Origin of the sequence: Candidatus Avelusimicrobium luingense (genome assembly GCF_902757105.1) — a bacterium.
GTDB lineage: Bacteria > Elusimicrobiota > Elusimicrobia > Elusimicrobiales > Elusimicrobiaceae > Avelusimicrobium > Avelusimicrobium luingense.
Window position 1 is genome coordinate 29,532 of record NZ_CACVTK010000007.1, and the last position, 25,273, is coordinate 54,804.

The 25,273-nt window shown below is 44.3% G+C and carries 29 protein-coding genes and 1 tRNA gene; 12 read left to right on the top strand and 18 right to left on the bottom strand.

What is annotated here, in order from left to right:
* Nucleotides 1-49: 49 nt before the first annotated feature.
* From ACQY3H_RS06915 to ACQY3H_RS06930, 4 genes are all read left to right on the top strand, one after another.
* Nucleotides 50-994 (top strand): hypothetical protein, encoded by a 945-nt coding sequence (locus tag ACQY3H_RS06915; RefSeq protein ID WP_428075907.1) that lies wholly within the window; start codon nucleotides 50-52, stop codon nucleotides 992-994.
* 146 nt (nucleotides 995-1,140) lie between these two features.
* Entirely contained in the window at nucleotides 1,141-2,037 is an 897-nt protein-coding gene (locus ACQY3H_RS06920; RefSeq protein WP_428075909.1) for a hypothetical protein, read from the top strand.
* A 124-nt stretch (nucleotides 2,038-2,161) separates the two neighbouring features.
* Nucleotides 2,162-2,959 carry a Bax inhibitor-1/YccA family protein gene (locus ACQY3H_RS06925; RefSeq protein ID WP_428075911.1) on the top strand — a complete coding sequence of 266 codons (798 nt, stop codon included), beginning with the start codon at nucleotides 2,162-2,164 and terminating at the stop codon, nucleotides 2,957-2,959.
* Nucleotides 2,960-3,022: 63 nt separating this feature from the next.
* Nucleotides 3,023-4,216 (top strand): phosphoglycerate kinase, encoded by a 1,194-nt coding sequence (locus ACQY3H_RS06930; RefSeq protein WP_428075913.1) that lies wholly within the window; start codon nucleotides 3,023-3,025, stop codon nucleotides 4,214-4,216.
* A gap of 312 nt (nucleotides 4,217-4,528) precedes the next feature.
* Here ACQY3H_RS06930 and ACQY3H_RS06935 read toward each other — a convergent pair whose 3' ends face one another.
* Entirely contained in the window at nucleotides 4,529-5,053 is a 525-nt protein-coding gene (locus ACQY3H_RS06935) for a type IV pilin protein (RefSeq protein ID WP_428075915.1), read from the bottom strand.
* Between the two features lie 138 nt (nucleotides 5,054-5,191).
* The gene (locus ACQY3H_RS06940; RefSeq protein ID WP_428075916.1) at nucleotides 5,192-5,749 is read right to left on the bottom strand and encodes a hypothetical protein; all 558 of its coding nucleotides are present in this window, start codon (nucleotides 5,747-5,749) and stop codon (nucleotides 5,192-5,194) included.
* A 120-nt stretch (nucleotides 5,750-5,869) separates the two neighbouring features.
* Between ACQY3H_RS06940 and secG the strand changes: the two genes are divergently transcribed.
* The 3 genes from secG (at nucleotide 5,870) to ACQY3H_RS06955 (ending at nucleotide 7,337) form a co-directional block, all read left to right on the top strand.
* Nucleotides 5,870-6,169, top strand: a complete 300-nt coding sequence (gene secG, locus ACQY3H_RS06945) for a preprotein translocase subunit SecG (protein ID WP_428075917.1) — start codon at nucleotides 5,870-5,872, stop codon at nucleotides 6,167-6,169.
* A 94-nt stretch (nucleotides 6,170-6,263) separates the two neighbouring features.
* A tRNA-Leu gene (locus tag ACQY3H_RS06950) sits at nucleotides 6,264-6,345 on the top strand.
* 251 nt (nucleotides 6,346-6,596) lie between these two features.
* Nucleotides 6,597-7,337 (top strand): sugar isomerase domain-containing protein, encoded by a 741-nt coding sequence (locus ACQY3H_RS06955; protein ID WP_428075919.1) that lies wholly within the window; start codon nucleotides 6,597-6,599, stop codon nucleotides 7,335-7,337.
* A 50-nt stretch (nucleotides 7,338-7,387) separates the two neighbouring features.
* On the opposite strand, the gene ACQY3H_RS06960 is transcribed toward ACQY3H_RS06955, so the two are convergent.
* Genes ACQY3H_RS06960 through fabG form a run of 16 tightly spaced genes read right to left on the bottom strand, consistent with a single transcriptional unit; the run spans nucleotide 7,388 to nucleotide 20,254 of the window.
* The gene (locus ACQY3H_RS06960; RefSeq protein WP_428075920.1) at nucleotides 7,388-8,521 is read right to left on the bottom strand and encodes an AMP-binding protein; all 1,134 of its coding nucleotides are present in this window, start codon (nucleotides 8,519-8,521) and stop codon (nucleotides 7,388-7,390) included.
* The gene (locus ACQY3H_RS06965) at nucleotides 8,508-9,302 is read right to left on the bottom strand and encodes a beta-ketoacyl synthase chain length factor (protein ID WP_428075921.1); all 795 of its coding nucleotides are present in this window, start codon (nucleotides 9,300-9,302) and stop codon (nucleotides 8,508-8,510) included. Before ACQY3H_RS06965 ends, ACQY3H_RS06960 begins: the two co-directional genes overlap by 14 nt.
* Nucleotides 9,292-10,494, bottom strand: coding sequence for a beta-ketoacyl-[acyl-carrier-protein] synthase family protein (locus ACQY3H_RS06970; protein WP_428075923.1), 1,203 nt, complete (start codon nucleotides 10,492-10,494; stop codon nucleotides 9,292-9,294). Before ACQY3H_RS06970 ends, ACQY3H_RS06965 begins: the two co-directional genes overlap by 11 nt.
* Nucleotides 10,491-10,754, bottom strand: coding sequence for a phosphopantetheine-binding protein (locus tag ACQY3H_RS06975; protein WP_428075924.1), 264 nt, complete (start codon nucleotides 10,752-10,754; stop codon nucleotides 10,491-10,493). Before ACQY3H_RS06975 ends, ACQY3H_RS06970 begins: the two co-directional genes overlap by 4 nt.
* The gene (locus ACQY3H_RS06980; RefSeq protein WP_428075928.1) at nucleotides 10,702-11,649 is read right to left on the bottom strand and encodes a lysophospholipid acyltransferase family protein; all 948 of its coding nucleotides are present in this window, start codon (nucleotides 11,647-11,649) and stop codon (nucleotides 10,702-10,704) included. Before ACQY3H_RS06980 ends, ACQY3H_RS06975 begins: the two co-directional genes overlap by 53 nt.
* Entirely contained in the window at nucleotides 11,636-12,799 is a 1,164-nt protein-coding gene (locus ACQY3H_RS06985; protein ID WP_428075930.1) for a glycosyltransferase family 2 protein, read from the bottom strand. Before ACQY3H_RS06985 ends, ACQY3H_RS06980 begins: the two co-directional genes overlap by 14 nt.
* A complete protein-coding gene (locus tag ACQY3H_RS06990) occupies nucleotides 12,769-13,239 on the bottom strand; it encodes an acyl-CoA thioesterase (protein WP_428075931.1) in 471 nt (156 codons plus the stop codon). Before ACQY3H_RS06990 ends, ACQY3H_RS06985 begins: the two co-directional genes overlap by 31 nt.
* Nucleotides 13,236-13,592 carry a hypothetical protein gene (locus ACQY3H_RS06995; protein WP_428075933.1) on the bottom strand — a complete coding sequence of 119 codons (357 nt, stop codon included), beginning with the start codon at nucleotides 13,590-13,592 and terminating at the stop codon, nucleotides 13,236-13,238. Before ACQY3H_RS06995 ends, ACQY3H_RS06990 begins: the two co-directional genes overlap by 4 nt.
* Nucleotides 13,583-13,993: a hypothetical protein gene (locus ACQY3H_RS07000; RefSeq protein ID WP_428075935.1), complete on the bottom strand. Its 411-nt coding sequence runs from the start codon at nucleotides 13,991-13,993 to the stop codon at nucleotides 13,583-13,585. The genes ACQY3H_RS06995 and ACQY3H_RS07000 overlap by 10 nt, the downstream gene beginning before the upstream one ends.
* A complete protein-coding gene (locus ACQY3H_RS07005) occupies nucleotides 13,990-16,236 on the bottom strand; it encodes an MMPL family transporter (RefSeq protein WP_428075936.1) in 2,247 nt (748 codons plus the stop codon). The genes ACQY3H_RS07000 and ACQY3H_RS07005 overlap by 4 nt, the downstream gene beginning before the upstream one ends.
* Complete coding sequence (locus tag ACQY3H_RS07010; RefSeq protein WP_428075938.1) at nucleotides 16,233-16,829, bottom strand: LolA family protein; 597 nt, start codon at nucleotides 16,827-16,829, stop codon at nucleotides 16,233-16,235. The genes ACQY3H_RS07005 and ACQY3H_RS07010 overlap by 4 nt, the downstream gene beginning before the upstream one ends.
* Nucleotides 16,826-17,284 (bottom strand): hypothetical protein, encoded by a 459-nt coding sequence (locus ACQY3H_RS07015; RefSeq protein ID WP_428075940.1) that lies wholly within the window; start codon nucleotides 17,282-17,284, stop codon nucleotides 16,826-16,828. The genes ACQY3H_RS07010 and ACQY3H_RS07015 overlap by 4 nt, the downstream gene beginning before the upstream one ends.
* Entirely contained in the window at nucleotides 17,272-18,009 is a 738-nt protein-coding gene (locus ACQY3H_RS07020) for a lysophospholipid acyltransferase family protein (RefSeq protein WP_428075942.1), read from the bottom strand. The genes ACQY3H_RS07015 and ACQY3H_RS07020 overlap by 13 nt, the downstream gene beginning before the upstream one ends.
* A 3-nt stretch (nucleotides 18,010-18,012) precedes the next feature.
* Nucleotides 18,013-18,273 carry a phosphopantetheine-binding protein gene (locus tag ACQY3H_RS07025; RefSeq protein WP_428075944.1) on the bottom strand — a complete coding sequence of 87 codons (261 nt, stop codon included), beginning with the start codon at nucleotides 18,271-18,273 and terminating at the stop codon, nucleotides 18,013-18,015.
* On the bottom strand, nucleotides 18,270-19,490 hold the full coding sequence (locus tag ACQY3H_RS07030; RefSeq protein ID WP_428075946.1) for a beta-ketoacyl-[acyl-carrier-protein] synthase family protein: 1,221 nt from the start codon (nucleotides 19,488-19,490) through the stop codon (nucleotides 18,270-18,272). The genes ACQY3H_RS07025 and ACQY3H_RS07030 overlap by 4 nt, the downstream gene beginning before the upstream one ends.
* Nucleotides 19,491-19,522: 32 nt before the next feature.
* Entirely contained in the window at nucleotides 19,523-20,254 is a 732-nt protein-coding gene (gene fabG / locus ACQY3H_RS07035) for a 3-oxoacyl-ACP reductase FabG (RefSeq protein ID WP_428075948.1), read from the bottom strand.
* Between the two features lie 131 nt (nucleotides 20,255-20,385).
* Here fabG and ACQY3H_RS07040 point away from each other — a divergent pair, with 131 nt between their 5' ends.
* From ACQY3H_RS07040 to ACQY3H_RS07060, 5 genes are read left to right on the top strand one after another with little or no spacing between them, the layout of a single operon-like run.
* Nucleotides 20,386-21,264: a DMT family transporter gene (locus ACQY3H_RS07040; RefSeq protein ID WP_428075950.1), complete on the top strand. Its 879-nt coding sequence runs from the start codon at nucleotides 20,386-20,388 to the stop codon at nucleotides 21,262-21,264.
* A 39-nt stretch (nucleotides 21,265-21,303) separates the two neighbouring features.
* Nucleotides 21,304-22,194: a DMT family transporter gene (locus ACQY3H_RS07045; RefSeq protein WP_428075952.1), complete on the top strand. Its 891-nt coding sequence runs from the start codon at nucleotides 21,304-21,306 to the stop codon at nucleotides 22,192-22,194.
* Nucleotides 22,191-23,045, top strand: coding sequence for an HAD family hydrolase (locus ACQY3H_RS07050; RefSeq protein ID WP_428075953.1), 855 nt, complete (start codon nucleotides 22,191-22,193; stop codon nucleotides 23,043-23,045). Before ACQY3H_RS07045 ends, ACQY3H_RS07050 begins: the two co-directional genes overlap by 4 nt.
* A gap of 12 nt (nucleotides 23,046-23,057) precedes the next feature.
* Complete coding sequence (locus ACQY3H_RS07055; RefSeq protein WP_428075955.1) at nucleotides 23,058-23,627, top strand: cyclodeaminase/cyclohydrolase family protein; 570 nt, start codon at nucleotides 23,058-23,060, stop codon at nucleotides 23,625-23,627.
* Between the two features lie 9 nt (nucleotides 23,628-23,636).
* Nucleotides 23,637-25,199 (top strand): hypothetical protein, encoded by a 1,563-nt coding sequence (locus ACQY3H_RS07060; protein ID WP_428075957.1) that lies wholly within the window; start codon nucleotides 23,637-23,639, stop codon nucleotides 25,197-25,199.
* Nucleotides 25,200-25,273 lie beyond the last annotated feature (74 nt).

The window sequence follows — 25,273 nt, forward strand, 5'->3', positions numbered from 1 at the left end:
ATTTATTATCTATACTATAATTATGGAATATATTTTATAAGGAGATTGTATGAAAAAAATTATTGCTGCAGTAAGTCTGTTAATTTGTGCCGGAGTTGTATCTTTTGCAAGCGACGTCAAGTACGCCATAGATAAGCAACTTCAAGAAGCCGTTGCCAAAACCGTTCTGGCCCAACCGTCTCCCAACAAAGGGGCCATTGATGAAAACATTACCATGGAATTTGATCTTTACGGCGGGGATCTCGTTGTAGGGCGCACCCAAGTCAACGGAGAATATAAAGAAGACGATTTAATTGAAAACCCCTATCCCAGTTTTTCTATCAAATGTAAAGCCTATGCATTAGATGAACATTGGGCCATTTTAGCGGGTACTTGCCCCGAAGCCATCAACACCGGCTTACAAAATGAGTGGAGTGATGACCCCAATTCTATGACTGTTTTTGCGGTAGGCACCTATATGGGACGGAAAGAAAAATTTTTGGGTTTCTTTTTAGATTATGGCTTAAAAGAAGATATCAAAAACCGTATGGATCATAATGATCATGTTATGTTAGTGTGGAACGAGGAAGCCACTTTCTCCGGCCCGTTTGTTAAAGTGTTAGCCACGCAAAACCCAAACCGTTTGTTTGCCTTGTCCGACACACACACGTTCAAAATCAATTCGGCTTCGTTAGGGTTAAATGCCGTTAGAACCAGAACGCTTAAAACGGGTTCTGTTAAAAACGGAACGTTGGAATTACAAGAATCTTTTGCAGATTTGTCCGGTACGTACACCGATCCGTTATTTGCTATCAATTCACGCGGAAATGAATTTATTACCGGGTATAACCAAGCCGTACAATTTGTTAACGTCCATTCTTCCAGTTGGTATACGTTAACCGAGAGAGATTTACATTTCATTAAAAATACGGTTCAAGCAAATCGCCCGCAGGATTGGGCCCGTATTAAAAATCGGTTGTTTTTCAACCAAACTCAAAAGCCTTTCTTTAAGTAAGTCTTAGAAACTTTAAGTAAGTCCCCAAAAAGGCCTAAAAAGATTTAGGCCTTTTTTGTCTGTTGCATTAGGTCTTAAGACTGCTGGAATTTTTACTATTTATTATTTATACTATGTGTATGAAGCACATTTTACAAGGAGAGTCTATGAAAAAATTACTACTACTGCTGATTGCCGCTATAACAACCATGACATTTGCGCCCTGCGCTTCTGCCGCCGATCCGCAAATCATGGATAAACTTAACGAAGAATTAACTAAAATGAAGATCGTCGATCCGACTTCTACCGATTCACACGAAGACGGCGTCTTTGAAGTTACCTTTCGCGTAAGAAGCAAATTTGATGAACCCTATGCCAAAGAGCATGCTTTTGATAAAACATGTGCCGCCGTACGTATTTCCACACATTATGTATTGGCCTCTATGGTATGTATTGGTTATTCTAATACTTCCCAGAAAACAACTTACATGGGCGCAGGGGAACCTCCTGTCGTAACGCAAACACCCGTTGCCTATCGTATTGTTGATTATGCAACTATTGAAGGGCAAAAAATCTCCGCAAAAAACATTTTTACCAATTACGACGCCCGCGTAATCTTGTTACGCTGGGATGATAAAAATGCCAAGTTAAAAAAGGAACTTTCTCCTTTACCGATTCCGAATTTGTTTATTCCGAAAAATCCTCAATCGTTGAAGACTACGTTTGATGATATCGTGGTGAATCGCAATCGTTTTCCCAACGTGGGGCGTACTACGGCAGATGTGGACATAGCCACTATCTGCACCGCAACCAGATGCTTCCAAGTAGAATGGAAAGCCATTGATGCCCAAACAGGTTCGCCGATATTCGGCTTACTTGACAATAACAATCAAGAATTCTTACTCGGTTTTAACGCGGCAGAACCGATTGGTAGCAATCGTCAGTCCGGCAAAACCTATTTCTTGCTGACGGATAAACTTGTTCCTTTCTTACGACAAGTCATGGACGAGCAAGAATTTAACAACGTACAACGAAAAATAGTCGATGAAACATTTTTCAAATAAAAAATAAAGGCTATTCAAAACTCCCCGGTAAAAAACCGGGGAGTTTTTTCTAACCCCAAAAACGTACGCCTATAATTCCCGCAATTTTATAAAATATAGAAAATTAGTTATAAGGAGATTACCAATGGCACAAAACCCAATGTTTAACGAAGCCGCGTTTGAACGCGCCAAAAAAGAACAACACCGTCCATCCGCGCAAGAAGAAAGAGAATTACGCGCCAAAGATCTTTCACCGCGCTACCAAGCCGTACCCGGCGGGCAAGTAATGACGTTGCAAGGAACCATCAATAAAACTTTTGTTTTATTTGCTTTATGTGCCGTGGGGGGATTTTTCGGTTGGATCAAAGGCAGTATATTGCCCCCGTTCGTACTGTTCGGTGCACTTTTCGGAGCCTTTATTTTGGCGATATGGACCAGTTTTAAGCCGTCCGTTTCGCCTATCACCGCCCCTATTTATGCGTTAGCCGAAGGGGTTGTTTTGGGTATTATTTCCGCCACGTATAATGCGATGTATGAAGGCATTGTATTAAACGCCTTGTTGATTACGGCTCTTGTGTTTGCCGTGATGTTGTTTATCTTTAAGACAGGCATTATTAAAGTAACCCAAGGATTTGCTACGGCTATCGTCTCGGCTACGGCGGCGATTGCCATTATGTATTTGGGTTCGTGGATATTCTCGCTTTTTGGGGGGAATATTTCGTATTTAGTGTCTTCCTCGCCGTTATCTATCGGGATTAGCGTCGTGGTGTGCATTGTAGCCGCCTTAAATTTGATGTTAGATTTCCAATTTATTACGGTCATGTCCCAACGGGGGGACGTACCGCAATTTATGGAATGGTACGGCGGGTTTGGTTTACTCGTTACGATTGTATGGCTTTACATTGAAATTTTGAAATTGTTAGCCAAATCTAAACGCCGCTAAATTTGGTAAAATATAGACGTAACGGTTTGAAAAAACCGCAACTTAAATCAAGGAGTCAAAAGTATGAATTTTAACAGCATTAAAAAAATGCAAGATATGGACTTAAAAAATAAAAAAGTCTTGGTACGTGTAGATTACAACGTGCCGCTTAAAGACGGTAAAGTAGATAATACGAAACGTATTGTTGCGACGGAAAAAACGATTAAACATTTGTTAGATAATAACTGCCGCGTCGTTTTGATTGCTCACCTAGGCCGCCCGAAAGGAAAAGTCTGCCCGGAATTTAGTTTGGCTCCTGTGGCTGCGGAAGTAGAAAAATTGTTCGGTGTACCGGTACATTTTGCTAAAGATTGCGTCGGGCCGGAAGCCGATAAAGTCGTAGCCGAAACGAAAAACGGCGAAATTGCCTTGTTGGAAAACTTGCGTTTCCACCCCGAAGAAGAAAAGAACGATACGGAATTTGCCAAGCAACTGGCTAAACACGGCGAAATATTTGTGCAAGAAGCGTTTGGTACGGTACACCGCGCCCATGCGTCCACCAGCGCCGTAGCGCAATTACTCCCCAGCGGTGCGGGATATCTCGTACAAAAAGAAGTGGAATTTTTAGGTAAAGCCCTTGAAAACCCGGCCCGTCCGTTTGCGGCTGTTATCGGTGGGGCGAAAGTATCCGATAAAATTTTACTCTTAAATAACTTATTGGACAAAGTCAATGTGTTAATTATCGGCGGCGGTATGGCTTACACTTTCTTAAAAGCCAAAGGCATGGAAATCGGCAAATCGCTCGTAGATGACACGAAGATTGAAGAAGCCAAACAAGTAATGGACAAAGCCGCGGCTAAAGGCGTCAAAATGTTGATGCCGGTAGATTTCCGCGTAGCCAAAGAATTTTCCGAAACCGCCACAGCGACTGACGTGGACGTTATTCCGGCAGATATGGAATCTATGGATATCGGCCCGAAAACCGAAAAATTGTTTGCAGACGAACTCTTGAAATGCAAAACGATTTTCTGGAACGGCCCGATGGGCGTATTTGAATTCCCGAACTTTGCTCACGGCAGTTTTGCTATTGCTGACGCTATGATTGCCGCCACGAAAAATGGAGCCATTTCCATTATCGGCGGGGGCGACAGTGTCAACGTACTGAAGAAAGGCAAAATCAACCAAAAAGAATTTTCACACGTCTCCACCGGCGGTGGTGCGAGCATGGAGTTTGTGGAAGGAAAAGAATTGCCGGGTTTAGTCGCGTTAGCGAAATAAACACGGCAAGTTCTTTCAGAAAATTTGTTGTACTGGAACAAACCAACCCCGCCGCAAGGTGGGGTTGATTTTGCTACAAAAAGAATTGCCGGGTTTAGTAGCGTTAGCGAAATAAACACGGCAAGTTCTTTCAGAAAATTTGTCATTCTGACACAAACCTGCCCTGCGTTGTTTAGCAGGGCAGAATTTTTTCTAAAAAAGAACTTCCGGGTTTAGTAGCGTTAGCGAAATAAACCGGAAGATCTTTAAAACATTCGCTAAAATAAATCAGCCCTGCTTTATGGCAGGGCTGATTTTCAAATTACTATATTATCACTTCGTATAATAATTATTGCCCCCATCGCTATAGGCTAAATTTTGAAATCCCATAAACGAGCAGAAATTTTTTGTTCCGTTTTCATAACACAGCAACGTATTAAACGGAACTTGCGGATTGCCGCTTTCCCGAAACATAAAACCTGTATAACGATACGGCCCTGTATGGAAGAAAGATAAACTTTCTATCGGATTCATATACACCAGCCCATAGTCGTTAGCCCGGCAATCTAACGGTTGATAATATCCATTAAGCAAATTACCGCATGCCTGATTAAATCCGGTAGGTTCCACCGCTAATTCTTCAAAAGAAGATGCCAATTCTCCGTTTGCCATCTGGTTGGCCAATCTGGCAGTATGTACGCCCGATACCGCCACTATTAACTGTGTTGCGCGGCTTTTCCATACTGCTTTTTTATATTGCGGCAAAGCCACCGCCGCCAATATGCCGATAATCAGCACCACTACCAATAATTCAATAAGCGTAAATCCGCCAAAACGGCCCGTTCTTGTATTTTTCATCCGGTTTCTCCTTTTGATTTTACTCTGCTTTTATAAAATATAGAAAAAAAAAAAAAACAATGTCAATTTTTCTCGTTAGAAAAGAAATAAAAACCCCACTCATACGAGTGGGGGGAAAATGTATCACATGATAGTATTTTACATGTCGGCGGGATCTGTTACACACGCTTTTGTCGCCTCTAAAATGCGCGTTAAGGCGGTAGGATTTAAGGCCAGCGTACGCATTTGGAATTGCACATTCATACTGTCCTGCGTAGTAGTTTCAGACACTTCCGTTTCTTTCATTAAATTAAGCGTTACGCCGGGCTCAAGCCATTGCGGATGTTTGGCTAAAATGCGTTTCCATTCTTGTAAAATACCAATTGCTTTCGTATCATTTTGTTCACATACGCAGGTATTATATCCTTTCATCACATCTTCCTGACGCTGCAAACAATCGCCCAAATAAGCCAATTCTTGCATAGAATTATTGATGGCTAAAAAATCGGGGGCATCTTCCGGCGGAACTTGAAGAATCTGCGGAACAGGCATAGCCACCGGCTGAGTGGCCGCCGGCACAGGCTGACTTACCGGTTGTTGTACCGGGGCCGCTTGCGACGCCATCGGTTGCGTTTCGGCGGCGGTATTGGATTTGTACATATAGCCGACAAACCCCAATACACATAAGACTAACAAAACTCCAATCAGTTTTTTCATAAAAACTCCTTAAGATAAATTTTCTACTTCTTTAGTATTATATAATACTTTATGAAATGAAAATCTTTTTTCTAAAAAAATTGGTATAATATAGTATCATTTGAAAGGAGATTTAATGCTATGTACGGACTGATTTTGACGTTACATTTTATTGTTTGTTTATTACTGATTTTACTCGTATTATTACAAAGCGGAAAAGGCTCGGCCGCCGGAATTTTCGGTGCGTCCGGTGCAGACAATTTATTTGCTAGCCCCACGGCCTTTAATGCTGTAAATAAATTTACCGCTATTTTAGCCGCGGTGTTAATGGCAACGTCTATTGTTTTGACGATCGCCTCTAACAAAAAAAATTCCACTTCGGTTATGGATAAAGTAACCGTCATGGAAAAAGTAAATATACCGGCGCCTGCGGATAAATAATTTTTCCGTCGGTAATTTGTCAGCCGTATTATTTTTTTGTAAAATAGTTGTAGGATAGTTCTTTTAATCTCTCGTCGTAAATAAAAATTTTTTCGCGCAGGTGGCGGAATTGGTATACGCGTGCGTTTGAGGGGCGCATGCCGAAAGGCTTGAGGGTTCGAGTCCCTCTCTGCGCATAAAATTATAAAAACCGGGTAAATACCCGGTTTTTTAATTTTATATGCAGAAGCGCACCAACTGCTTGGTGCGCGTGAGGGACTCAAAGCCCGCAGCGATGTGCGAGTTTTGCCGTTAGGCAAAGGCGAGTACCGCGAGGGCGGGCCCGGACAAAATTTCCGTCAGGAAATTTATGTAGGGCGAGTCCGCACCAACATTTTTATAACATCAATCGCTCTATCCGCCATACACATTTTGCTATAATAAACACATGACAAACACCTATAAAAATCCATATTTTCAAGAAATTGCCAATTTATTAACGCGGCTGGAAAGCACCCAGCAACATGCGATGAATCAAGCCGCCGAAAAAATCGCTCATTGCCTAAAAAACGACGGAATTATTCACACGTTTGGTTGCGGGCATAGCGGGAGTGCGGCGTTGGAGCCGTTCCACCGTAGTGGCTGTTTTGTGGGGGTTAATGCAATTTTAGACCCCGGGCTTATGTTTCAGCGCGGCGCACATACCGGCACCGATTTAGAACGGTTAGAAGGCTATACACCGCTAATACTTAATCATCACGATTTACGCCCCGGGGATGTGTTACTCGTATTTTCTAATTCCGGGCGAAACCCTGCCGGGATTGATGCGGTACTCTCCGCCAAACAAAAAGGTGTTTTCACCATCGCCTTTACCGCCGCAAGCGCACATGCGCAAAGTAAAAGCCGTCATTCATCGGGGAAACTGCTTAAAGACGCAGCCGATTTAACGATTGATAATTGTGCGGGGAAAAACGAAACGTGTTTAACGTGCGGCGACACCGAAGTCGCCCCGATTTCTACCATAGCATTTGCCGCGATATTGCACCAAATTTTATTTCAAGCGGCGCAGATTTTAGAAAAAGAAAACGTACCGCTACCCGTCTATAAAAGCAGTAACGCACCGGGGGGAGATGAACACAACACGGCCCTTGCCAAAAAATACGGTGCGCGCATTAAACATTTAGATTAACCCACAAAAAACCCTTCCAAACGGAAGGGCTTTTTATTCAATCTATACATTTACCAATCGCTGGCTTTGCCCATGGCGTTAACAGGTAACGACGGCCCAAATGCAAAAGACCGCGGCATCTCGTGCGAAGATAATTTGTCCGCTAAAAATTGCCGTATATCCGGCAATTCCTGCTCGGAATGTCCTTTTTCAAGCACAATAAATGCTTTTAAGCGTTGCCCTTCCTCGGGACGCATCAGACGAACGCGGCAAGCGGCTACCGCCGGATGAGATTGCAACACTTGTTCCACTTTTTTAAGCGATACATTCACACCCGCCACTTGCACCACGGCATCTAACCGTTTGAGCGGGAAAATAGCACGCGGCGGTACAAAGCGTACTTCATCGGGAAAATCAAGCCAACCGTCAATACCGTCCCGATGAATACGCGGGGATACTGACGTCGTATCCACTTGCCAATAATCGTTTATTTCAAAGGGTTCTTCTTCGCTGTAACGCACACCGATTCCGCCCGTTTCACTGGCGCCGTACAATTCCACTACTTTTTCCGCGCCGGCTTGTTTAAGGCGGTCAAACAAACCTTTTGGACAAGGGGCGGTAGAAGTTACCGCTGTTATCCCGGACGGGAATGTATTTCCGGCTTTCAAAAAATATTCCCAAAACAGCGGAAATCCGGCCACGACATCGCCCGGTTTTAATAAAGTGTGCCACGGTTGAACGGGCAACGGTGGTAACGGCACGGCGGGGATATCAAAAACAGACGGAAAAAATACGGCAAACGAAAGCCCGTATAAGTGTTGGCGGGGGGTAAGCGTGATAAACCGTTTGGCCGTTTTGAAATGCGCGCCCACACTTTTGGCTTCGGCAAGCATCATCTCGTGCGTATGGCGGGCCAGTTTGGGCGTACCCGTACTGCCCGACGTAGAAAGATAAACCGCTTTGCCTTGTTGATAGGCGCTAACGGCTTGCTTTACTAATTCTTCCAATGAATTAAATGGGGAAGGCGTGAAACCCAAAAAACACCCGACTTGCGCCGTAGCCTGTGCCAAAACATCTTTTGGCATACCGGTAAGCACCACCGGCGTTTGGGTATCAAAAAAAGCAAACGCATCGCGGCGCTGTTTTACTAATTCAGTGCGAAAAATATCTTCTATCAAAAACGATATTTGCTCAAGAGAAAACATACGGCTCTCCGGTAATTTCTAAAATACTTCCGGCAAATTGTTCGCGCCAAACAAACGGACTGTTTGTTTTTAATCGTTCTTCAAAAAGCAGTACGCTGTGTGCACACGAACTAACCGGAAATTGCGGTTGAGATTGGGTAGAAATATCGTCGGTACGAGAAAGGCTGACTTGCCGTAATATATGACTGGTTTTTTCCGTGGGTTTGGCACTAATTACAAACGCCCCGGCTACACGTTGAAAGGCAGATTGCGGCTGATAAATAAACGGATCAAACACGTGAGCATCTTGTTGTACACATTGTTCAACCAGCGGGTTGATATCTTCCGAAATAACTACTAATACTTGCTCACACATGTTTTTTTGTAAAAATTGCTGGGCACTCAGTAATGCGGCGGCAAAAGATGAATCAAACTGCCCCGTCACGATACACGGCCCGTGAATATGTAAAAACATGGAAAGCATTAACGCGGTAGAATTATGCACAGAACTGGCAAACGCCGTCGGAGAAGACAATTCATCTCCGTCCTCAACAATGGTATCTATAAATTTAAGCGTACTTTCCAAGGCACCCGCACCTAACGCCAAACTAATGCCCATATCCGTTTGTGCTTGCGGTGTCAGTTGTGCCTGTGCCAAGGCTTTGCAGGCACACAATAACGCGTTTTTGGAAACCGCTTGCGCACGGCGTAATTTACGTACATCTAAAAAGGGCGCAAAATCTTCTACCGGGGCATCTCCGGTCAAGCACGATTGTCCGTTAATAAACAAATCAAAAGGCATCGCACGCTCCTAATACCACAGCCGCATTACACCCGCCAAAAGCAAGCGAATCTGAGACGGCAAATTTTTTAGTTATCGGTAACGGTTTCGTTGTAGGAATAAGATTTAACTGCTCATCCGGTTCCGTAAATCCGGCAGTAGCGGGCACCAAACGATTATTAAGGGCTTGCAAAGTCAAAACGGCCTCTACGGCGCCGGCGGCCCCTAAAGTATGCCCAGTCACGCTTTTAGAGCCCCATACAGGCACACCGGGCAACTGGGCGTGAAATGCTACTGATTCGGCACTGTCATTGGCTTGACTGGCCGTACCGTGTGCGTTAACAAAAGCGATGTCTTGCGAAGTCAGCCCGGCTTCTTGCAAAGCAAACGACAATGCTTTTTGCAACCCAACGGCTTGCGGATCGGGGGCGGTGGGGTGAAAGCCGTCACACGCATTTCCATATCCTAATACATATCCTTGACAAGATAGCGAAAATTTCTGAACAGTTTTTTTATTAGCCAACAATAACGCCGCCGCGCCTTCACCTAAGTTTATACCGTTGCGGGTTTTGCAAAACGGACGGCATTTTTCCGGTGTAGAAACCAGCAAGCGGATAAACCCGTCATAAGGACTTTCGCTCACTTCATCGGTACCGCCGCATAATACCACGTCACAAAGTCCGGTATCTATCCAATTTTTCGCCATACCGATGGCATCCGTTCCGCTTGCGCATGCGGTAACTACCGTTTGAAACGGCCCTGTAAAACCAAACTGGGCACTAAGCCATTGGGCAAGCGGAGTGGCTAAATACTTTTTAATCTCTTGCGTATCTTGCGCGGTGAACGAATGGTTTTTCCAATGCTTATAGGAAAAGAAACAATGGAATGACGGGTGGACAGATGCGCCGACAATAACACCCACCCGGCTTGCGTCTAATTGTTGGGGGGAAATACCCGCTTGCAAAAATGCCTGTTTGGCGGCCTGCAACATAAAAAATTGGCTATGAGTTAAAGAGGCGGGTTTATCCGCATAATCGCTGGGTGGCACTAAAAAAACGGGATATTTGGCAGTATAGGTACTTTCTACGCGCTGAGTAGGTAATGCGAAATAAGATTGTCCGGTTAGCGCATTAGCAAAAGATTGCTGTGGCGTATTTCCACAGGCACAAATACACCCCGTTCCCACCACAGATACCGGACTGGACAGTTTCATTTTTTGCGGTTTTTTTCAATATAATCAGTCAACGTGCCTAACGTCTTAAACACTTCGCGGCCCTGCTGCATATTTTCAATAACGATACCGTATTTTTTTTGCAGTACCATAATCAGTTCTACCGCATCTAAACTATCTAAACATAACCCGGTATCACCGAAGATAGGTTCATCAGCGCCACAGGCTGATATATCATTTCCGCCCAAATCAATGTTTTGGCTGATGAGCGTTTTTACTTCTTCCAGAAGTTGTTGTTGCATAAGGACTCCACCAATTAAAATAATTAAAAAACTGATATGGATATTTTATACAAAATTGGGCGAGTGCGTCTATAAATTGTTGGGCATAAGATATATAGTTTTCTTTTACGGTACCCTTATCTTCCACTGTTACCGGGGGGAATACCCACGCGGACAATTTACCACAGCCCTCCCACGGGAAAAAAGCAATAACAATGGGCGCCCCCGTCGCGGCAGAGAGACGATAGAAACTGTACGGCACGCGGACTTCACCCCCTAAAAAATGTACCGGCAACGCATTTTTAGGATTTCCGAACACACGGTCTGCCATCGCGCAGACAATTTCGCCGCGGTTCAGCGCCGCTATCATTTCCGGCACACCGCCTAACGGCCCCGCTGGGTTAATAAACGAAAACGGGGCTTTTTTTCCGCTATGTTGGGCAACGGTTTTATCATTATCTTTGGGGTTGCGGTAATACAAAATGTGCATTTTGGTATGTAAAAAATTCATGCAATTTACCGCACTTTGCCAACATCCCACGTGTGCTGTCAAAAGTAAAAGTCCTTTTTTTTGTTGTAAGAGATTTTCACATAATTGGCGTGTTTTCTCGTCAGTATGAAATTCGGCAGAGCCTAAAATCCCCAACGCGGCCCGATCTACCAACGTGCGCCCGAATGTCAAATTTAAGCGGTAGGTATGTTTGAAAAACTCCCAATTCGTTTTGGGTGAAAAACGACGCACAATATACGCACGTGATTTATTTCGCACCGACGGATAAAGACAATATACTAATACGAGCGGGTATAAAAACCAATAAGCCAATTTCCGCCCGCCCAACGAAATCAACCCATATACAAACCGATGCTTAAAACGCGAAGCAATACTACGCCCGGTTGTTTCTTCAAGCGTGTTCATGTAAACTCCTACGTAATATCCACCCGACGGCAGCAACTACCGCCAGCGTAATTGTCGCCAATACCGGCGCCACAATCAGCGAACCGAGTATCCACTCGCCTATCCGTTGTAAGGCTTGCCGTCCCAACGTTGTGAAGTTAAATTGTGTTAAAAAATGGCCGTAGCGCACGTAATATCCTACTTCAATACATACGGCAGGCACAATAGGCCCGACGCATAATTTTTCAAACGATATACATAGTAAACGGTTCAAATTCCACCATCCCGCCCCGCTAAATAGCCAAACTTGCCTGATTCCGGGAAAAGCAATAGAGCCGCAGAAAATACCCCATGCCGCGCTACACGCATTACGCCACACACTGCCCGGCGCGGCTAAATTATCACGCAAGGTTTGACGAAACGGGCGGGGAGTTAATTCTCCGTCTTTATATTCGTATTGACGGTGAGCAACCGGAAGCATAGCGCGCAATGTTAAATAAGTATTAAGCACCGTAAGACGCACATTATCTTTTAGTTTATGAAAATGCGATACACGCTCTTTAGTATATACAACCGGAATATCCAGTTCCCTCACTTCAAATCCGGCCCACAACGCACGCACCGTTACTTCTACTTCAAAAGCATAGCGCTTACTCCATACGGTTAATACGTTAAGCATATCTACCGGATAACAACGGTAACCGCTTTGAATATCCCGTACGGCTTTCCCGGTTTGGATATGCACCCAAAAATTACCGAACTTCCGTCCAAAACGCGAACTGCGCGGCACCGTATCATCAAATTTGCGTACCCCCATAATTAACGCAGCAGGGTTCTTTTCAACCGCCGATACAAAAAGCGGAATATCTTCCGGATGGTGTTGACCATCGGCATCCAGCGTAATAATATGAGTAAAACCATGCGCTTTGGCCCATGTGCTCCCCGCCAAGATAGCCGTTCCTTTGCCTTGATTGGGTGTTTGGCACAAAAAGGAAACAGACAAACCGTCTAATAAAGGTTTTACAGAAACAGAACTTCCGTCATCCACCACCAGCACATCCGGCCACACGGCAAGACAGCGCTCTGCCACTTCGCGCAACGTTTTGGTGTGATTATAATGAGCAATAACTACTAAAATTTTTACGGACGTTTGAGTGTTCCCTGTTTCCATGCTTGGCATATTTCTTCGTAAAAAGCCGGACGTTCAAACAAAACCTGTTGATTCATGTCCGTAAGCAACTGCACGCTATATCCGCGTGCCATTACCTTTTTTTGTTCGTCTAATATCGTAAAATCTACATTGAGCCGCACCGCTTCGGTATAAAAAAGCCGCGCTTTTACTTCATACGTATGACCATAGACAAGGGGGGATAAATAATCAAGATGCATCTGCCGCACGGGCAGCAATACCCCGTGCTTAAAAAAATCGCCATAGCCAAGGCCGACGCTGTCGCCCAACGCCATACGGGCATCTTCGCACATCGCCACATAATGACCGTGCCACACAATACGCATGACATCTATTTCGTTAAAACGCACGGTATGAAAAATAGATTTTTCCAACGGGGCGGGCGCGCCGGGTTCGGGCTTAAAATAGGTATATTGTTTCATTTAGATTTCTCCGTAAACTGCAAGGTAAGTTGACTGATTTTTGCACTGTCTTTGGCGTTTATCAACTCCGCTAAGAAACTCCCGTCCGGACGGGATGAAAGACAAACAAGAATATCCGTTTGCGGTAGTACCGGACGCAAAAATTTTGCCCGTTTCAGTGCCCGCAGTTGCACCGGATAACCCAACAAGCGGCTGGCCGCGTCGCTACACAGCGATATTTGGCACACTGCCGGCAACACCGCATACGCATCAAAATGTCCCTTAAACGCCGGGAAATCTTCAGCAAGGCGGTATAAAAAACCGTTAGGTGTTTGAGTTTGAAAACTATCTTTTACAGCCTGTTCTACGGACATACGCCCCCCGTTACTTCCAATTCAAAATTTCCGCGTAACTTTTTAGCCGGACGGTTGATACTACGCGCCGGGCACGCGGTCAAAAATTGTGCTTGCACCAGTTTGCCCAGTTCAAGGGCCAATTGATTAGGAACTTGTGCATTTTTCTCGTGGAAAATAATTTCTTTTTCCGTCACGCTCATATCTACCCACGTAAAAGCAGGCTCACCAATCACCACCGCCCGTGCACGGCCTTGTTGGTAATCACTAATTAGTGTAAAAGAAATATCTTGCGGACGCAATACCCCTTTAGCAATAACCGCCTTTTGCATAGCCAGCGACTTAGTAGGAGCCGGCGCATATACAAGCGGCAAACTGCAACCTGTTAATAAAAAGCAAATAATATACGTTAATTTTTTCATATAAAACGCTCCCATAAAGGCGGTAAAACAAACATCGCAATAAGCACCGCCGCCCCAATACCGACCAGTGCACAAAAACCCATCATAAACAGCACCGCATGTTTGGCTAGGATAAGGACGCCGAATCCGGCCAGCGTAGATAACCCGGCCGCCAAAAGGGCTTGCGGCGGATATAAGGGGGCAAGCCCGGATTTACCGGCCCGTAATTTCATCAGTTGGAAAATGGCATAATCTATACCTAACCCAACCAGTAGCGGTAAAAAAATGAGCCCGAATAAATTAACAGGCAATCGCACCAAGGCCAACACACCCACCAGCGCGCACGCCCCTAATACGACGGGAACAAAGCAAAGCAACGTTTCAGGCAATCGGCGAAAAACTAACCACACGGCTATAAAATTAAACAATAAGGCCAAACATACTACCCACAAGGCTTCGCGTTTGATACTGTGCGTCAACCGGTATTGTAATTGCGAAACCGACACAAATTGTGCCGGGAAACGGAAAGAAATTTCTTCATATATTTTTTCATCGGGCACCACATTGACAAGCGCATATGAGCCGTCACGCAGCAAAATAAGCGGGTTATACCACGACGAAAAATCCACATCGTCTTGTTCGGCAGCATTATCTAATTCTTTCCAAAAAGGCGCAAAAGCCGCTGCATTGAAACCTAATTTTGCAGATTGTTGTTGCAAGAGATTTTTGGCATATGCACGTCGTGTTTCATTCCAAAAAGAAACCCATCGTTGTTTGTTTTGCGCTTGCGTATGCGCCGAAACAAAAAGATCGGCCGTAGCCAACGGACGCGGTAAGGCACGCGAAAGTTGTTCATTACTTTCAAGCACTTCCTGCGGGGTTTTGCCGAGTACAAAAAGTAACGCATGCGTACCGGTATCAAACAGTTGGTTGGTCAGTTGTTTATCACGCCTAAATTGCGCCGATGTAGAATTTAATGAATCTAATTGTGCATTAAACGACACGTGAAACATGCCCCATATTCCAAAACCCACTAAAATGATGCTTGTTAAACACGCTAAACGAAATGAAAACGGCTTAAAAAAATGCACCATATGCGCGGGAGTTTGCAACGGAGCCTTTTTAAAATACGGCGGAAAAACAAAGCACGCTATCATAAAAGAAAGCACCAGGGCCACTAAAGCAAATACGGCAATTTGCTTAAACACTTCTACCGACGAAAAAAGGAGCGCAGCAAAACATAATGCAGACGTTAAAAAATTGCATCCCAAATGATAATATAACGCACGTTTTGCACCGGGCAAATGCAAAGATGCCGTAGCAAAATATACATACACCGCATAGTCCACCGATAGCCCCGCCACCACGCTACCAAATCCTAATGTAATACCGCTGATACGTCCGAAAATTTGTTGGGTAATAAAAGCCGCCGGAAATAACACCAGTAACGGTAACGCATACACCAATAGTGCACGTTTAGAACGGAAAAACCATGCAAAAATCAGCCCCAAACAACAAAGTCCGGCCAAACTCACCCACACTAAATCACGTTTAATTAACTGCACATTTTCCAATGTATAACGAAGTCCGCCCATAAAAAATACGCGCACATTTTGTGCCAGTTCTTGCGCCAAGCGCGCCAGTTCTTGTTGCACGCGAATAGCCGTAGAAAAATCAGCGGTAGGCACTGTTAAATCATACAAGCCTGCTTGTAATGTGCCGCCTGCGGAAGATAAAAACCCATCTTGATAATGCGTTTGGGTTTGCTCGCCCAGTTGCGCCCATTTATCAAATAATAATGGGGCTAAATTAAACGGATCGTGTGTAATAAGTTGTTGAAAAAATATACCGGAAAAAGAAAATAATTGTTCTTGGTATTTTTCAAATTGGGCGGCTACTGCTTGCGGTTCTAATTTTTGTTCGGCTTGCTGTTGGTCTCTCGCCGTAAAACGAGCAGGCAACGCGCGTAACATTTCGGTCAGATTTTGTTGGGGGGAAAAAACACGCACCAGACCGGCTTGCGTCAGTTTTTCGCGCACCGTTTGTGCGGCCCGATTGGTCTGTTCTTCCGACGGGCCTTGCACCATTACAATTAACTTTTGGCTTAACGGAGAATGTTCAAACAGTTCAACCTGTTTTTTTATAGATTTAGGCACAAGAGCCAAGATGTTTTCTTCTATTGGATTACGGAATAATCCCACCGCGCACGCCACGCATAACAGACTAATAGCCATTAATTTGCAGTGCGTGCCGATCCATGTCATAAAAAGACTCCGTCTTGTAATTGGGGATTCAGTTTCGTATCGGAAAATCGCCATAATACAAAATCGCCGTTTGGGTTATCCATTTTGACTCGGTGGACAATGCGCGAATCTTTTTCGTCTAACCAAACGGTAATTAGTTTGACGGCTTGGTTGTTTTTATCACGCGGAGTAAAGATAATCTCCTGTCCGTTTAGTGTGATAAGATATGTTTTAGACAACGTATCAAAATCAAGCGTAAGCCACTGCAACATTTGCCCGGCCATCAAACGCCCCATAGCATTTTGAATAGGCTGCTTTTGACTATTTTTCAGACGGGAAATACGATTTTTTTCAATCAAAAAACCATTTTCAAAAGGAGTCTTATATTGCCAGCGCAATTTCTGTGCGTCCTTATCAAAATTTAGCGTACCGGTACTTTGCATCGGCTGAGAAAGTAGCGCCAAATGTTTTTCTTCCACAAAATTACTCGTTAAAGTTTTGACTTCTTTTAGTCGTGCGGCATAATCTTGCAAAGACGGCTTTTTAACATGTTGCGCACTGACCGAAAGACATATTAAAACTATGGATAAAAAAGTCCAAAATAATTTTTTCATTTTGTCTCCGGTGTTTTTCCTTGCCACATAAAAATATAGACGGTGGCTTGCGCGAGTTTTTGCTCGTTAGAAAATACTTCGCCTTTCACAATATACGTACCAAAACACTCGTCTACTCTTTCGGTTTTAACGGTTAAAGTGTCGCCTGTTTTGGCAGATGCAAAAATTTCCACATCACGCAAACTGGCCAAATAACCACCGCCGTCCAACGTAAGGCCTTTCTCAAGTCGGCGGCAGGCTTCACACACGCCAAATCCTTGCGCTACGAGTTCGCAAAAAACTTCCGGCGAAACAGTGCCATCCTGACGCAAAAATAAATGGTTAGGCCCGATACAAGCCCGCGCCGTTCCGATAACCGGTTCCACGGACAAGACTTCATCCACCAGTAACATCGGCGGGCGATGCGGAAGTAAAGAAGTAACTGTCGGAAAAGTTTTCTTTTCTACTTGTTGCATAGTTCTGTTTCCTGATTCACTACATCCATAATTTGTTTTTTAACGGCTTGCGCCATGTGTAAATGTCCTAACTCGCCGGGATAATCTGCGGGCAAGACAGCGGGGAAAGATTTTAATACCAAATGCGCGGGGGCTATGGTAAAATGTCCGGCGGGAAGCATTGTTTGTGTGCCGCAAATCGCCACCGGAACAACGGGCAAGTCAAGTTGTTTTGCCAAATAAAATGCACCGCTTTTGAACCGGGCTTGCGGGTCTTTGCGTGACCCCTGTGGGAAAAGGACAATATCGCACCCTTTTTGAACCGCTTGCCGACATAAATTTAACATTTGTTCGGGCGGTGTTTTTTCAGCATCTATATATCCGGCGCTGTTCATTACGTAACGGAAAAACGGCAGTTTGAACACCCACCCTTTGGTAATATACACCACATTATCAAATCCAAACGCGCTAATTGTGTATAAGTCCAACGCGGAAGCGTGATTGGCAACCACCACGCAAGGGCCCGATGGGCGGGGAGAAACATCCACCCGAAGTGACTTGCCCGCCAGTTGCATTAACCACACAATACCGCGCGATTGAATAAATACAAATTTTCGCACGGCCCGGCCTGTTTTATCGCGTCGGATATTAAGAAACACTGCCGCCACCAACGACGACAGCACTAACCAACTTATCGCCACTGTACCAATTACAACCGTATTAAAAAAGGTACGCAAACGCGTCATAAGTTAGTTGGTATGGGTCTGGGCTAATTTTTCAATAAAGTCGTACAAATCATTCAAGGTAACGATGGTGCGTAAATCATATCCTTGGCGTAATGTGACACCAAATTTTTGCTCCAGCACCACTACCATATCTACCGCGTCCAAACTGTCTAGCCCTAAATCATCGCGTAACCGGGCGGCGGGAACTAACTGTTCCGGTTTAAATTCAAACTCCTTTTGCAAGGCTTCGTTCGTTTGTTTAATAATTTCTTCACGTGTAATCACAGGGGTCTCCTTATCAGTAATGAACAATTATTTCCACCAATAGCAAAACTGTTTTTCATGATAATATGCAAGGGCGTTTGGCGGGGAGAACGCACATAATCTACCCTACCGCAACGTGCGTCCGGTTGTTGTAAATTTTTCGTCGGCAAAATTTGTTGATCGGCCAGCATTTTTACACAAGCAATACTTTCTAAACTGCCGCTTGCGCCCATCGTATGGCCCAGATGTCCTTTCAAACTATTGATTTTTAAGGACGGGCCGAAAACCGCTTGTGCGGCTTGTGTTTCGGCAATATCTCCGGCGATTGTTCCGGTAGCATGGGCATTTAATAAATCTACTTGTTTAGGCGATATATGGGCGGACGCCAACGCGCCGCGCATACATGCTTCCAATGTTTTCTGCGACGGAAAAGCCATATTTTCCGTATCCGTATTGGAATAAAAACCAAGCACTTCGGCTAAAATCGGTACGCCGCGGGCAAGCGCACTTTTTTTACTTTCCATAAATACAAGTCCACATCCTTCCGATACGACAAGGCCCGTACGACTTTCGTCAAACGGACGGCACGCCGCAGACGGGTTATCATTGGAATTGGTGGACGTGGCTTGCATAATATCAAAGCACGCACTAAACATCGGATGATATTCTTCCGTACCGCCGCACAAGGCTTGCGAAACAAGTCCGCTGCGAATGGCTAAAAAACCAAGGCCCATATTCATGAGTCCGGTCGCACACGCTTCACTACCGCCCATGGCGGGGCCGTTTATTTTTAACGCTTGGCACACCGCCGCTAACGGCGAGTGATTCATAATTTGTAAAAAATCGGACGTTTTAATTCGTTCCAAATGTGCCCCTTGGCTATATGATGCAAGTTCTAACCATACGGAAATACTGTTTAGCGTAGAACCCATAAAAAAGCCGAGGTGATCCGGTGCGTTTTCATAACCGGCCTGTTGCAGGGCTTCTTGTGCTGCCAAATAGGCATAAATGCCCATACGACTCATGGAACGGCGTATTTTGCGGGGAATAAACGAGTAATCGGTATCGGGAACAGTCGCCGCCACTTTGGTATTTACCATCGGCAATTCTGTTAATTCCGACACAGCGTGCATACAATTTGCACCTTGGGAAAGTCCTTCCCAAAGTTTCTGCACACCCGGGCCATACGGAGACACGGCCCCCATGCCCGTAATTACAACAGTAGTAGAATCGTCCATATTCGTATTATATCAATTTTAGTACGGCAGATTTACATACAAATTCCGCCATTGACTTGAAACGCTTGTCCTGTAATATAGGAGGCTTTTTCCGAACATAAAAACGACACGAGCCCCGCCACTTCTTCCGGTTTACCTAAACGGTTTAACGGAATAAGCGGCAAAATTTTATCGATGGGAAGTCCGTCCAACATTTCCGTTTCAATAAACCCCGGCGAAACGGCATTGACTAAAATATTGCGTTTGGCCACTTCGGCGGCTAAACTGCGCGTCGCGCCGACAATACCTGCTTTGGCGGCGGAATAATTGGTCTGCCCCGGCACGGGCGCGTGTGCCGCCGACGAAGCAATATTAACAATGCGTCCTTGACGTGCACGAATCATCGCAGCCAAGACGGTACGCGTAACATGATAAAAACCGCCTAATATAGTGGAAAGCACATCGTGCCACTCATTATCTTGCATAAAAATCAGCAAATTATCTTTGCGGATACCGGCATTATTGATAAGTGCAAACGGAGTTTGTTTGGCAAGCAACGGGTTTAACGCCTCTTGTACGGCTTTTCCGTCGGCCACATCAAAGGGAACAAGGGTACAAGTTGCCCCTAATTGTTCAATAGATTGTTTGGCTTTCTCGGCCGCGGCGTGGTTGGAGCGGTAGTTGAGCCAAATATCAAAACCGTCTTGCGCTAATTGTTTGGCAATCGCCAACCCAATGCCGCGACTGGCGCCTGTTACTAATGCAATTTTTCGTGCCGTTGTCATAGAAGATACTCCTTATATATAAAATCTATTTTTATATCATATCAAAAAATAAGGCTCACGAACGGACGTATGAGCACAAATTACTTCTCCGACGAAGAAAAGTGGTATAATAGATTAACAAGGAGGGTTTTATGTCCCCATTAGTTGCGGCTTGGATATGTTGGGCCATCGTCGGCTTTTCACCAATTGCCGGAAAATTTGCCGCCGGTATTGTTAGCCCCGCATTATTAGTTTTTTTAGGCACGTTAATCGGCGTAGGTTATTTTGCTCCGTGGATTACCCACCACCACAAGTGGGGGGAATTACTCGCCCGGGAAACTTTACTCAAATTTCTATTTATCGGCACATTCGGTACCGCCTTACCATTTACCATTTCTTTGATTGCCTTGCACTATACCACACCGGGAAATGCTGCCATTTTGCAACAATCGGAACTGGTATATTCGCTAATTATCGCTGCTATTTTTTTGCGGGAAATCCCCAGCAAAGCCCAACTGGCGGCCTGCACGCTTATCGTAACAGGCGTTTTGATTATTCTGCATAAAGGACAATATACGCCGTGTTGGAAAGGTGATTTACTTATCGTCGGAAGTACATGGATGTTGCAAGCCGGCTCAACGGTGGCAAAAAAACTCCCAAAATCGCTAGATTACCGCGTTATCGGTATGGCACGCAACTTGTTTGCCCTACCGGCACTCGTACTGATTTTACTAGTTATGTATTTTTATACCGATACATTTGTACTTGTTCCCAACACTACTTTTTTTGTCGTGTTAGGCTATACCGGACTTTTCAAATACGGTCTTGCGATGGTGGTGTGGTACAAAGCCATACGCGCGTTAGATTTAAGTAAAGTAACCGCTATTTATTTATCATATCCGGTACTTTCGCTACTTATTTCCGCTGCGTTAGGGATGGAAACGCCCTCTTTCGCGCAATTAGTCGGGTTAGCGGTTACTACCGCTGGGGCTTATTGGATCAGTTTAACCGTAAAAAAAGAAGGCCATTAAATTTTATTTTTCCGTAGTAAAAATTAGTAAAATAAATATATGTCTAAATTATCCCCATTAGTTGCTATTTGGATTTCGTGCGTTTGCACCGCTATTAATGTAGTGATTTCCAAAATGGCTACACCGTATGTAACATCGGCGTTATTTTTACTCGGCGCATGTTTTAGCGCCTGTGTATTTTTATCATTCCACTTGGGAAAAAGCGGTTGGAAACGCATTTTAGCCCCGGATGTACGTTGGAAAGGGTTAGGCATGGGAACATTCGGCACGGCACTTACCATGACCGTTTTTATGATTGCCTTAAATTACACCACCCCCGTTAATAGCGCCGTGGATAACCAGTTTGAAATTATTTATTCGCTGATTTTATCCGCTATTATATTAAAAGAACGGCCGACGGTAAAACAAATTGGCGGCTCGTTGTTTATTTTGCTGGGTGTCATTTTAATTGTACTTAAAGGCGGCTACACACAGGCCAAAGGAGACTTTTTAATTTTAGGCAGTTTGTGGATGTTTCAGGTAAGTCACATCTTTGCCAAAAAACTTCCGGCCGGACTTACGGCTCCGCAAATTGCCGCCGCGCGTGCGTTTTATGCCATGCCCGCCTTGATTATTTTACTGATAGCATTATATTTCATACAAGGGCCGTTTTTGTTCGTCGGCAATGCTACTTTATGGGGGACGTTACTGGGAAGTGCGGTTATTAACTATGTGGCGGGAAACATTTTATGGTACCACGCCATACGCAACATGGATTTGAGTAAAGCCACCGCCATTATTTTATGTTATCCGGTATTTACATTTATTTTGTCCGTTGCCATTGGGCAAGATACACTTTCTATGTATAAGATAGTAGGTATGGCACTGGCAGTTGGCGGTGCTTATATGGTTACCAGCAGTGCAAAAAAACAACAAGGAGCAAACGCATGAAAAAACTCGTTTTATTTGATTTGGACGGAACGCTCGTAGATGCAGGCGGCTGCGGACGGCGCGCCTTGGTGCGCGCGATAGAAGAACTCTATCACACGACGCCCAAATTTGAACATGCACTTATATCGGGCCGAACCGATTTAGACAACTTTTCTATCGTCTATGGTCTTATTAAAAAAGGCAAAAAGCCTTCGGCGGTAGAGATGAAAAAAATGAAAGCCAAATACTTGGAAATTTTACCGCAAGAAGTACGTGCCTCGGTAAAAGCAAAAAAATACAAATTAATACCCGGTATTAAAAAGTTTTTGGAATTTTTATCTAAAGATAAAGATATTATTTTAGGTTTAGGTACAGGCAATTTGGAAGAAGGCGCCAAACTTAAATTAGAACCCAGCGGTTTATCGGCTTACTTTACCGTCGGCGGATATGGCGAGGACGGACACACCCGCGAAGAAATGTTACAAGCCGCCGTCAAACGTGCCGAGAAAAAATACAAAACAAAAATTTTACCCGAAAATGTTTTTGTTATCGGAGATACGCACCGCGATATCGTGGCTGCCAAAAACTGCGGTTTTCATAATGCAGTATTGACTACCGGTTTTGGCGAAGCACAAAAAATTCAACGCGCCGCCGCCGAATTGGAAGCCAGAGATTTTACCAAAGATTTTGCTTTATTTTGCGTATGGCTTTGCGTCAAAGCCGACCCCAAAGGGGTCAAACGCGGCAGTTATATCATGCCCGCTACTGCTATCGAACACGTTTTTTTTAGCCGTACCGGCATTGACGAAGACCGCTTAAAAATGTTGCGTATTAAAAAATACGAAGATTTAGAATCTGGTACCATTATGTAAAGGAGTTCATTTATGGAATGGTTTACTGCTGCTGAAAAATTTACTACTGCCCTAGCCTCATCTGACCCGACACCGGGTGGGGGGGCCGCTGCCGCGCATACGGGCGCTATGGGATGTGCGTTAGTTTTAATGGCTGCGGGAACGACTCTGAAAAGAAAGACTACTACGCCGCAGACTAAAGAACGGTTAGAAAAATCTATCCGCCGGCTAACAGCCCTAAAAACACAATTAAGTGCATACGTTCAAAAAGACGGCGAAGCATACAGCGCTTATATAACAGCCAAAAAATTACCTAAAGAAAATCCGACTCGCCACGACGCCATGCAACAAGCCCTTATTTTTGCGGCCAGCGTCCCGGCAGATACAGCCACCACGGCGCTTGAAGTGCTTAAAGAATTAGAAAATATCAAACCGGATATTGCGGATATTATTATGTCGGATATCCTTTGCGCCAAACATCTTTTACAAGCCTGTTTGCGTTGTGCGGTAGAAAATATCCGCGCCAATTTAGTATTTATAGAAAATGAAGACCGAAAAAATGCAGTTGAAAAACAAATTGCCCTTTTTCTAAAATCGTGTTAGTGAGGTTTTATGACAGAAAAATCTACGCTTCGTAGCGGTATGCTCAGCACTATTTATAAAATGCTCCCGGCTATTGACGACGATTACGCCGCCCGGCTTGTTTATACCTTAGAAGATAAAAAAACCTTACCCCAATTAGAACAGGATATCGCCAATATATCTGCCCAACTCGGCTCCGATTCACCCAGTGCAGATACGCTGGTTGCCCAAATGTTATTAGACGAAATTACCTTACCGGCAGCCTTGCGGCAACTTCGTATTTATAATAACGCTCTGTCTATTGGTGAATTGTGCGATTCGTTGGAAGTATCTTCACAAGATACTCAATTATTAGTGGAAGTATATGCGTCTTTCTCCTCACGCAAATACTTTGATGAGGCTTTTGCCAATGCTTTAAAAACATTACCGCAAGGCAAAAAATTAACGGATGTGGAAAAAGCCCAACACGCCGTAGATACGTTACTTCAAGAAGGACGGCAATGGTTGGAACAGCAAAATCCCGTCGTAAAAAAAAATAAACAAGAAATTTTTACTCTGGCCGATAAATACCATTTACCATTAAAAATAACCGCCCAACTCCAAGAACGCTACACGCATCCGGGCAGTATAGCGTTTGAACCGGAATTTATGCGCTTGGTGGGGGAAATTACCAAACAAAATCCGGATGAAAACTTGGCCACCTCTTTGGCGGCGCATGTCATGTTAGGCAACCTTACCCTAAAAGACGCCAGCGAAACAGCCTTAGTTTCTAAACTGGTGGACGGGCAAATTTTAGAAGAAGATCTACTTATTATCGCTTGCAGATACCTGAAAGTAAAAACTCCTGCCGACATTGTAGCCACGTTCAAAGCCGTTTTATCCAAGTTGCCCCATGTGGCAGATCCGGCTGAAAATTTAGGACTTGCCGTACGGGTATTGTTGGATGGAACAGCCGCCAGTTTTGATTATGCTTGCCGTAAAGCAGCCTTGCGCCAAGAACGCGAATTACTGCGCCGCAATTTAACCCAAAACGAATTATATGCCGGGTATGAACAAGATTTATCTGTACACTTTGGCGGCAAAAAAACATTTACACAATTAGAAAAAGAAACGGAAGAAATTCTTCAAAATTTACCGTTTTGCGTAGAAAAGACCGAAAACAAAGAGTTGGCTTGCAAAGTATTATTAGGAACACTCAGCCAAGAAGAAGCCGCTAAACAAGCCCAATACTTGCGTGATTTGAAAGCGAAATCACTTACGCAGGGGCTCGCTCCGGAAGTAATGAAAAGTTATTTGGGGACAAAATCAGCCGAAGAAATTTTGGAATTTTTTGATACTTCGCTTGCCCCGTACACTTTTTGGAAATCAGATAGAGAAAAACATGAATTTGTATTACGGGTATTACTTGGCGAATTAAACGGACATTATAACCGCCAAATTTCCCAATTTGTATTGGAAATGTTGGAAAACGGCTCGTCGTTAGAACTAATGACGGATATGCTTTCCAATATCCAAACGCGCAAAACCAGTAAAGAAGATTTAGACAATTTGCTAAGCCTTTATAAACAGGCGCGGGCCAATTCTAAAGCATAAAGTAAAAAATTACTGTTAAAATGCGCCATAATCTGCTATACTGTTATCATATTGTTTTATATTTATTTAAGGGT

Bases quoted from the DNA above. Each gene is read 5' to 3' on its own strand.
- ACQY3H_RS06930 (WP_428075913.1), top strand. From the start codon at position 3,023: ATGAATTTTAACAGCATTAAAAAAATGCAAGATATGGACTTAAAAAAT.
- ACQY3H_RS06955 (WP_428075919.1), top strand. From the start codon at position 6,597: ATGACAAACACCTATAAAAATCCATATTTTCAAGAAATTGCCAATTTA.
- ACQY3H_RS07015 (WP_428075940.1), bottom strand. From the start codon at position 17,284: ATGCAACAAGTAGAAAAGAAAACTTTTCCGACAGTTACTTCTTTACTT.
- ACQY3H_RS06990 (WP_428075931.1), bottom strand. From the start codon at position 13,239: ATGAAACAATATACCTATTTTAAGCCCGAACCCGGCGCGCCCGCCCCG.
- ACQY3H_RS06970 (WP_428075923.1), bottom strand. From the start codon at position 10,494: ATGAAACTGTCCAGTCCGGTATCTGTGGTGGGAACGGGGTGTATTTGT.
- ACQY3H_RS07000 (WP_428075935.1), bottom strand. From the start codon at position 13,993: ATGAAAAAATTAACGTATATTATTTGCTTTTTATTAACAGGTTGCAGT.
- ACQY3H_RS06965 (WP_428075921.1), bottom strand. From the start codon at position 9,302: ATGCCTTTTGATTTGTTTATTAACGGACAATCGTGCTTGACCGGAGAT.
- ACQY3H_RS07055 (WP_428075955.1), top strand. From the start codon at position 23,058: ATGGAATGGTTTACTGCTGCTGAAAAATTTACTACTGCCCTAGCCTCA.
- fabG (WP_428075948.1), bottom strand. From the start codon at position 20,254: ATGACAACGGCACGAAAAATTGCATTAGTAACAGGCGCCAGTCGCGGC.
- ACQY3H_RS07010 (WP_428075938.1), bottom strand. From the start codon at position 16,829: ATGAAAAAATTATTTTGGACTTTTTTATCCATAGTTTTAATATGTCTT.
- ACQY3H_RS07060 (WP_428075957.1), top strand. From the start codon at position 23,637: ATGACAGAAAAATCTACGCTTCGTAGCGGTATGCTCAGCACTATTTAT.
- ACQY3H_RS06935 (WP_428075915.1), bottom strand. From the start codon at position 5,053: ATGAAAAATACAAGAACGGGCCGTTTTGGCGGATTTACGCTTATTGAA.
- ACQY3H_RS06995 (WP_428075933.1), bottom strand. From the start codon at position 13,592: ATGTCCGTAGAACAGGCTGTAAAAGATAGTTTTCAAACTCAAACACCT.
- ACQY3H_RS06985 (WP_428075930.1), bottom strand. From the start codon at position 12,799: ATGGAAACAGGGAACACTCAAACGTCCGTAAAAATTTTAGTAGTTATT.
- ACQY3H_RS06940 (WP_428075916.1), bottom strand. From the start codon at position 5,749: ATGAAAAAACTGATTGGAGTTTTGTTAGTCTTATGTGTATTGGGGTTT.
- ACQY3H_RS07050 (WP_428075953.1), top strand. From the start codon at position 22,191: ATGAAAAAACTCGTTTTATTTGATTTGGACGGAACGCTCGTAGATGCA.
- ACQY3H_RS07040 (WP_428075950.1), top strand. From the start codon at position 20,386: ATGTCCCCATTAGTTGCGGCTTGGATATGTTGGGCCATCGTCGGCTTT.
- ACQY3H_RS06975 (WP_428075924.1), bottom strand. From the start codon at position 10,754: ATGCAACAACAACTTCTGGAAGAAGTAAAAACGCTCATCAGCCAAAAC.
- ACQY3H_RS06980 (WP_428075928.1), bottom strand. From the start codon at position 11,649: ATGAACACGCTTGAAGAAACAACCGGGCGTAGTATTGCTTCGCGTTTT.
- secG (WP_428075917.1), top strand. From the start codon at position 5,870: ATGTACGGACTGATTTTGACGTTACATTTTATTGTTTGTTTATTACTG.
- ACQY3H_RS06960 (WP_428075920.1), bottom strand. From the start codon at position 8,521: ATGTTTTCTCTTGAGCAAATATCGTTTTTGATAGAAGATATTTTTCGC.
- ACQY3H_RS07020 (WP_428075942.1), bottom strand. From the start codon at position 18,009: ATGACGCGTTTGCGTACCTTTTTTAATACGGTTGTAATTGGTACAGTG.
- ACQY3H_RS06925 (WP_428075911.1), top strand. From the start codon at position 2,162: ATGGCACAAAACCCAATGTTTAACGAAGCCGCGTTTGAACGCGCCAAA.
- ACQY3H_RS07030 (WP_428075946.1), bottom strand. From the start codon at position 19,490: ATGGACGATTCTACTACTGTTGTAATTACGGGCATGGGGGCCGTGTCT.
- ACQY3H_RS06915 (WP_428075907.1), top strand. From the start codon at position 50: ATGAAAAAAATTATTGCTGCAGTAAGTCTGTTAATTTGTGCCGGAGTT.
- ACQY3H_RS07045 (WP_428075952.1), top strand. From the start codon at position 21,304: ATGTCTAAATTATCCCCATTAGTTGCTATTTGGATTTCGTGCGTTTGC.
- ACQY3H_RS07005 (WP_428075936.1), bottom strand. From the start codon at position 16,236: ATGACATGGATCGGCACGCACTGCAAATTAATGGCTATTAGTCTGTTA.
- ACQY3H_RS06920 (WP_428075909.1), top strand. From the start codon at position 1,141: ATGAAAAAATTACTACTACTGCTGATTGCCGCTATAACAACCATGACA.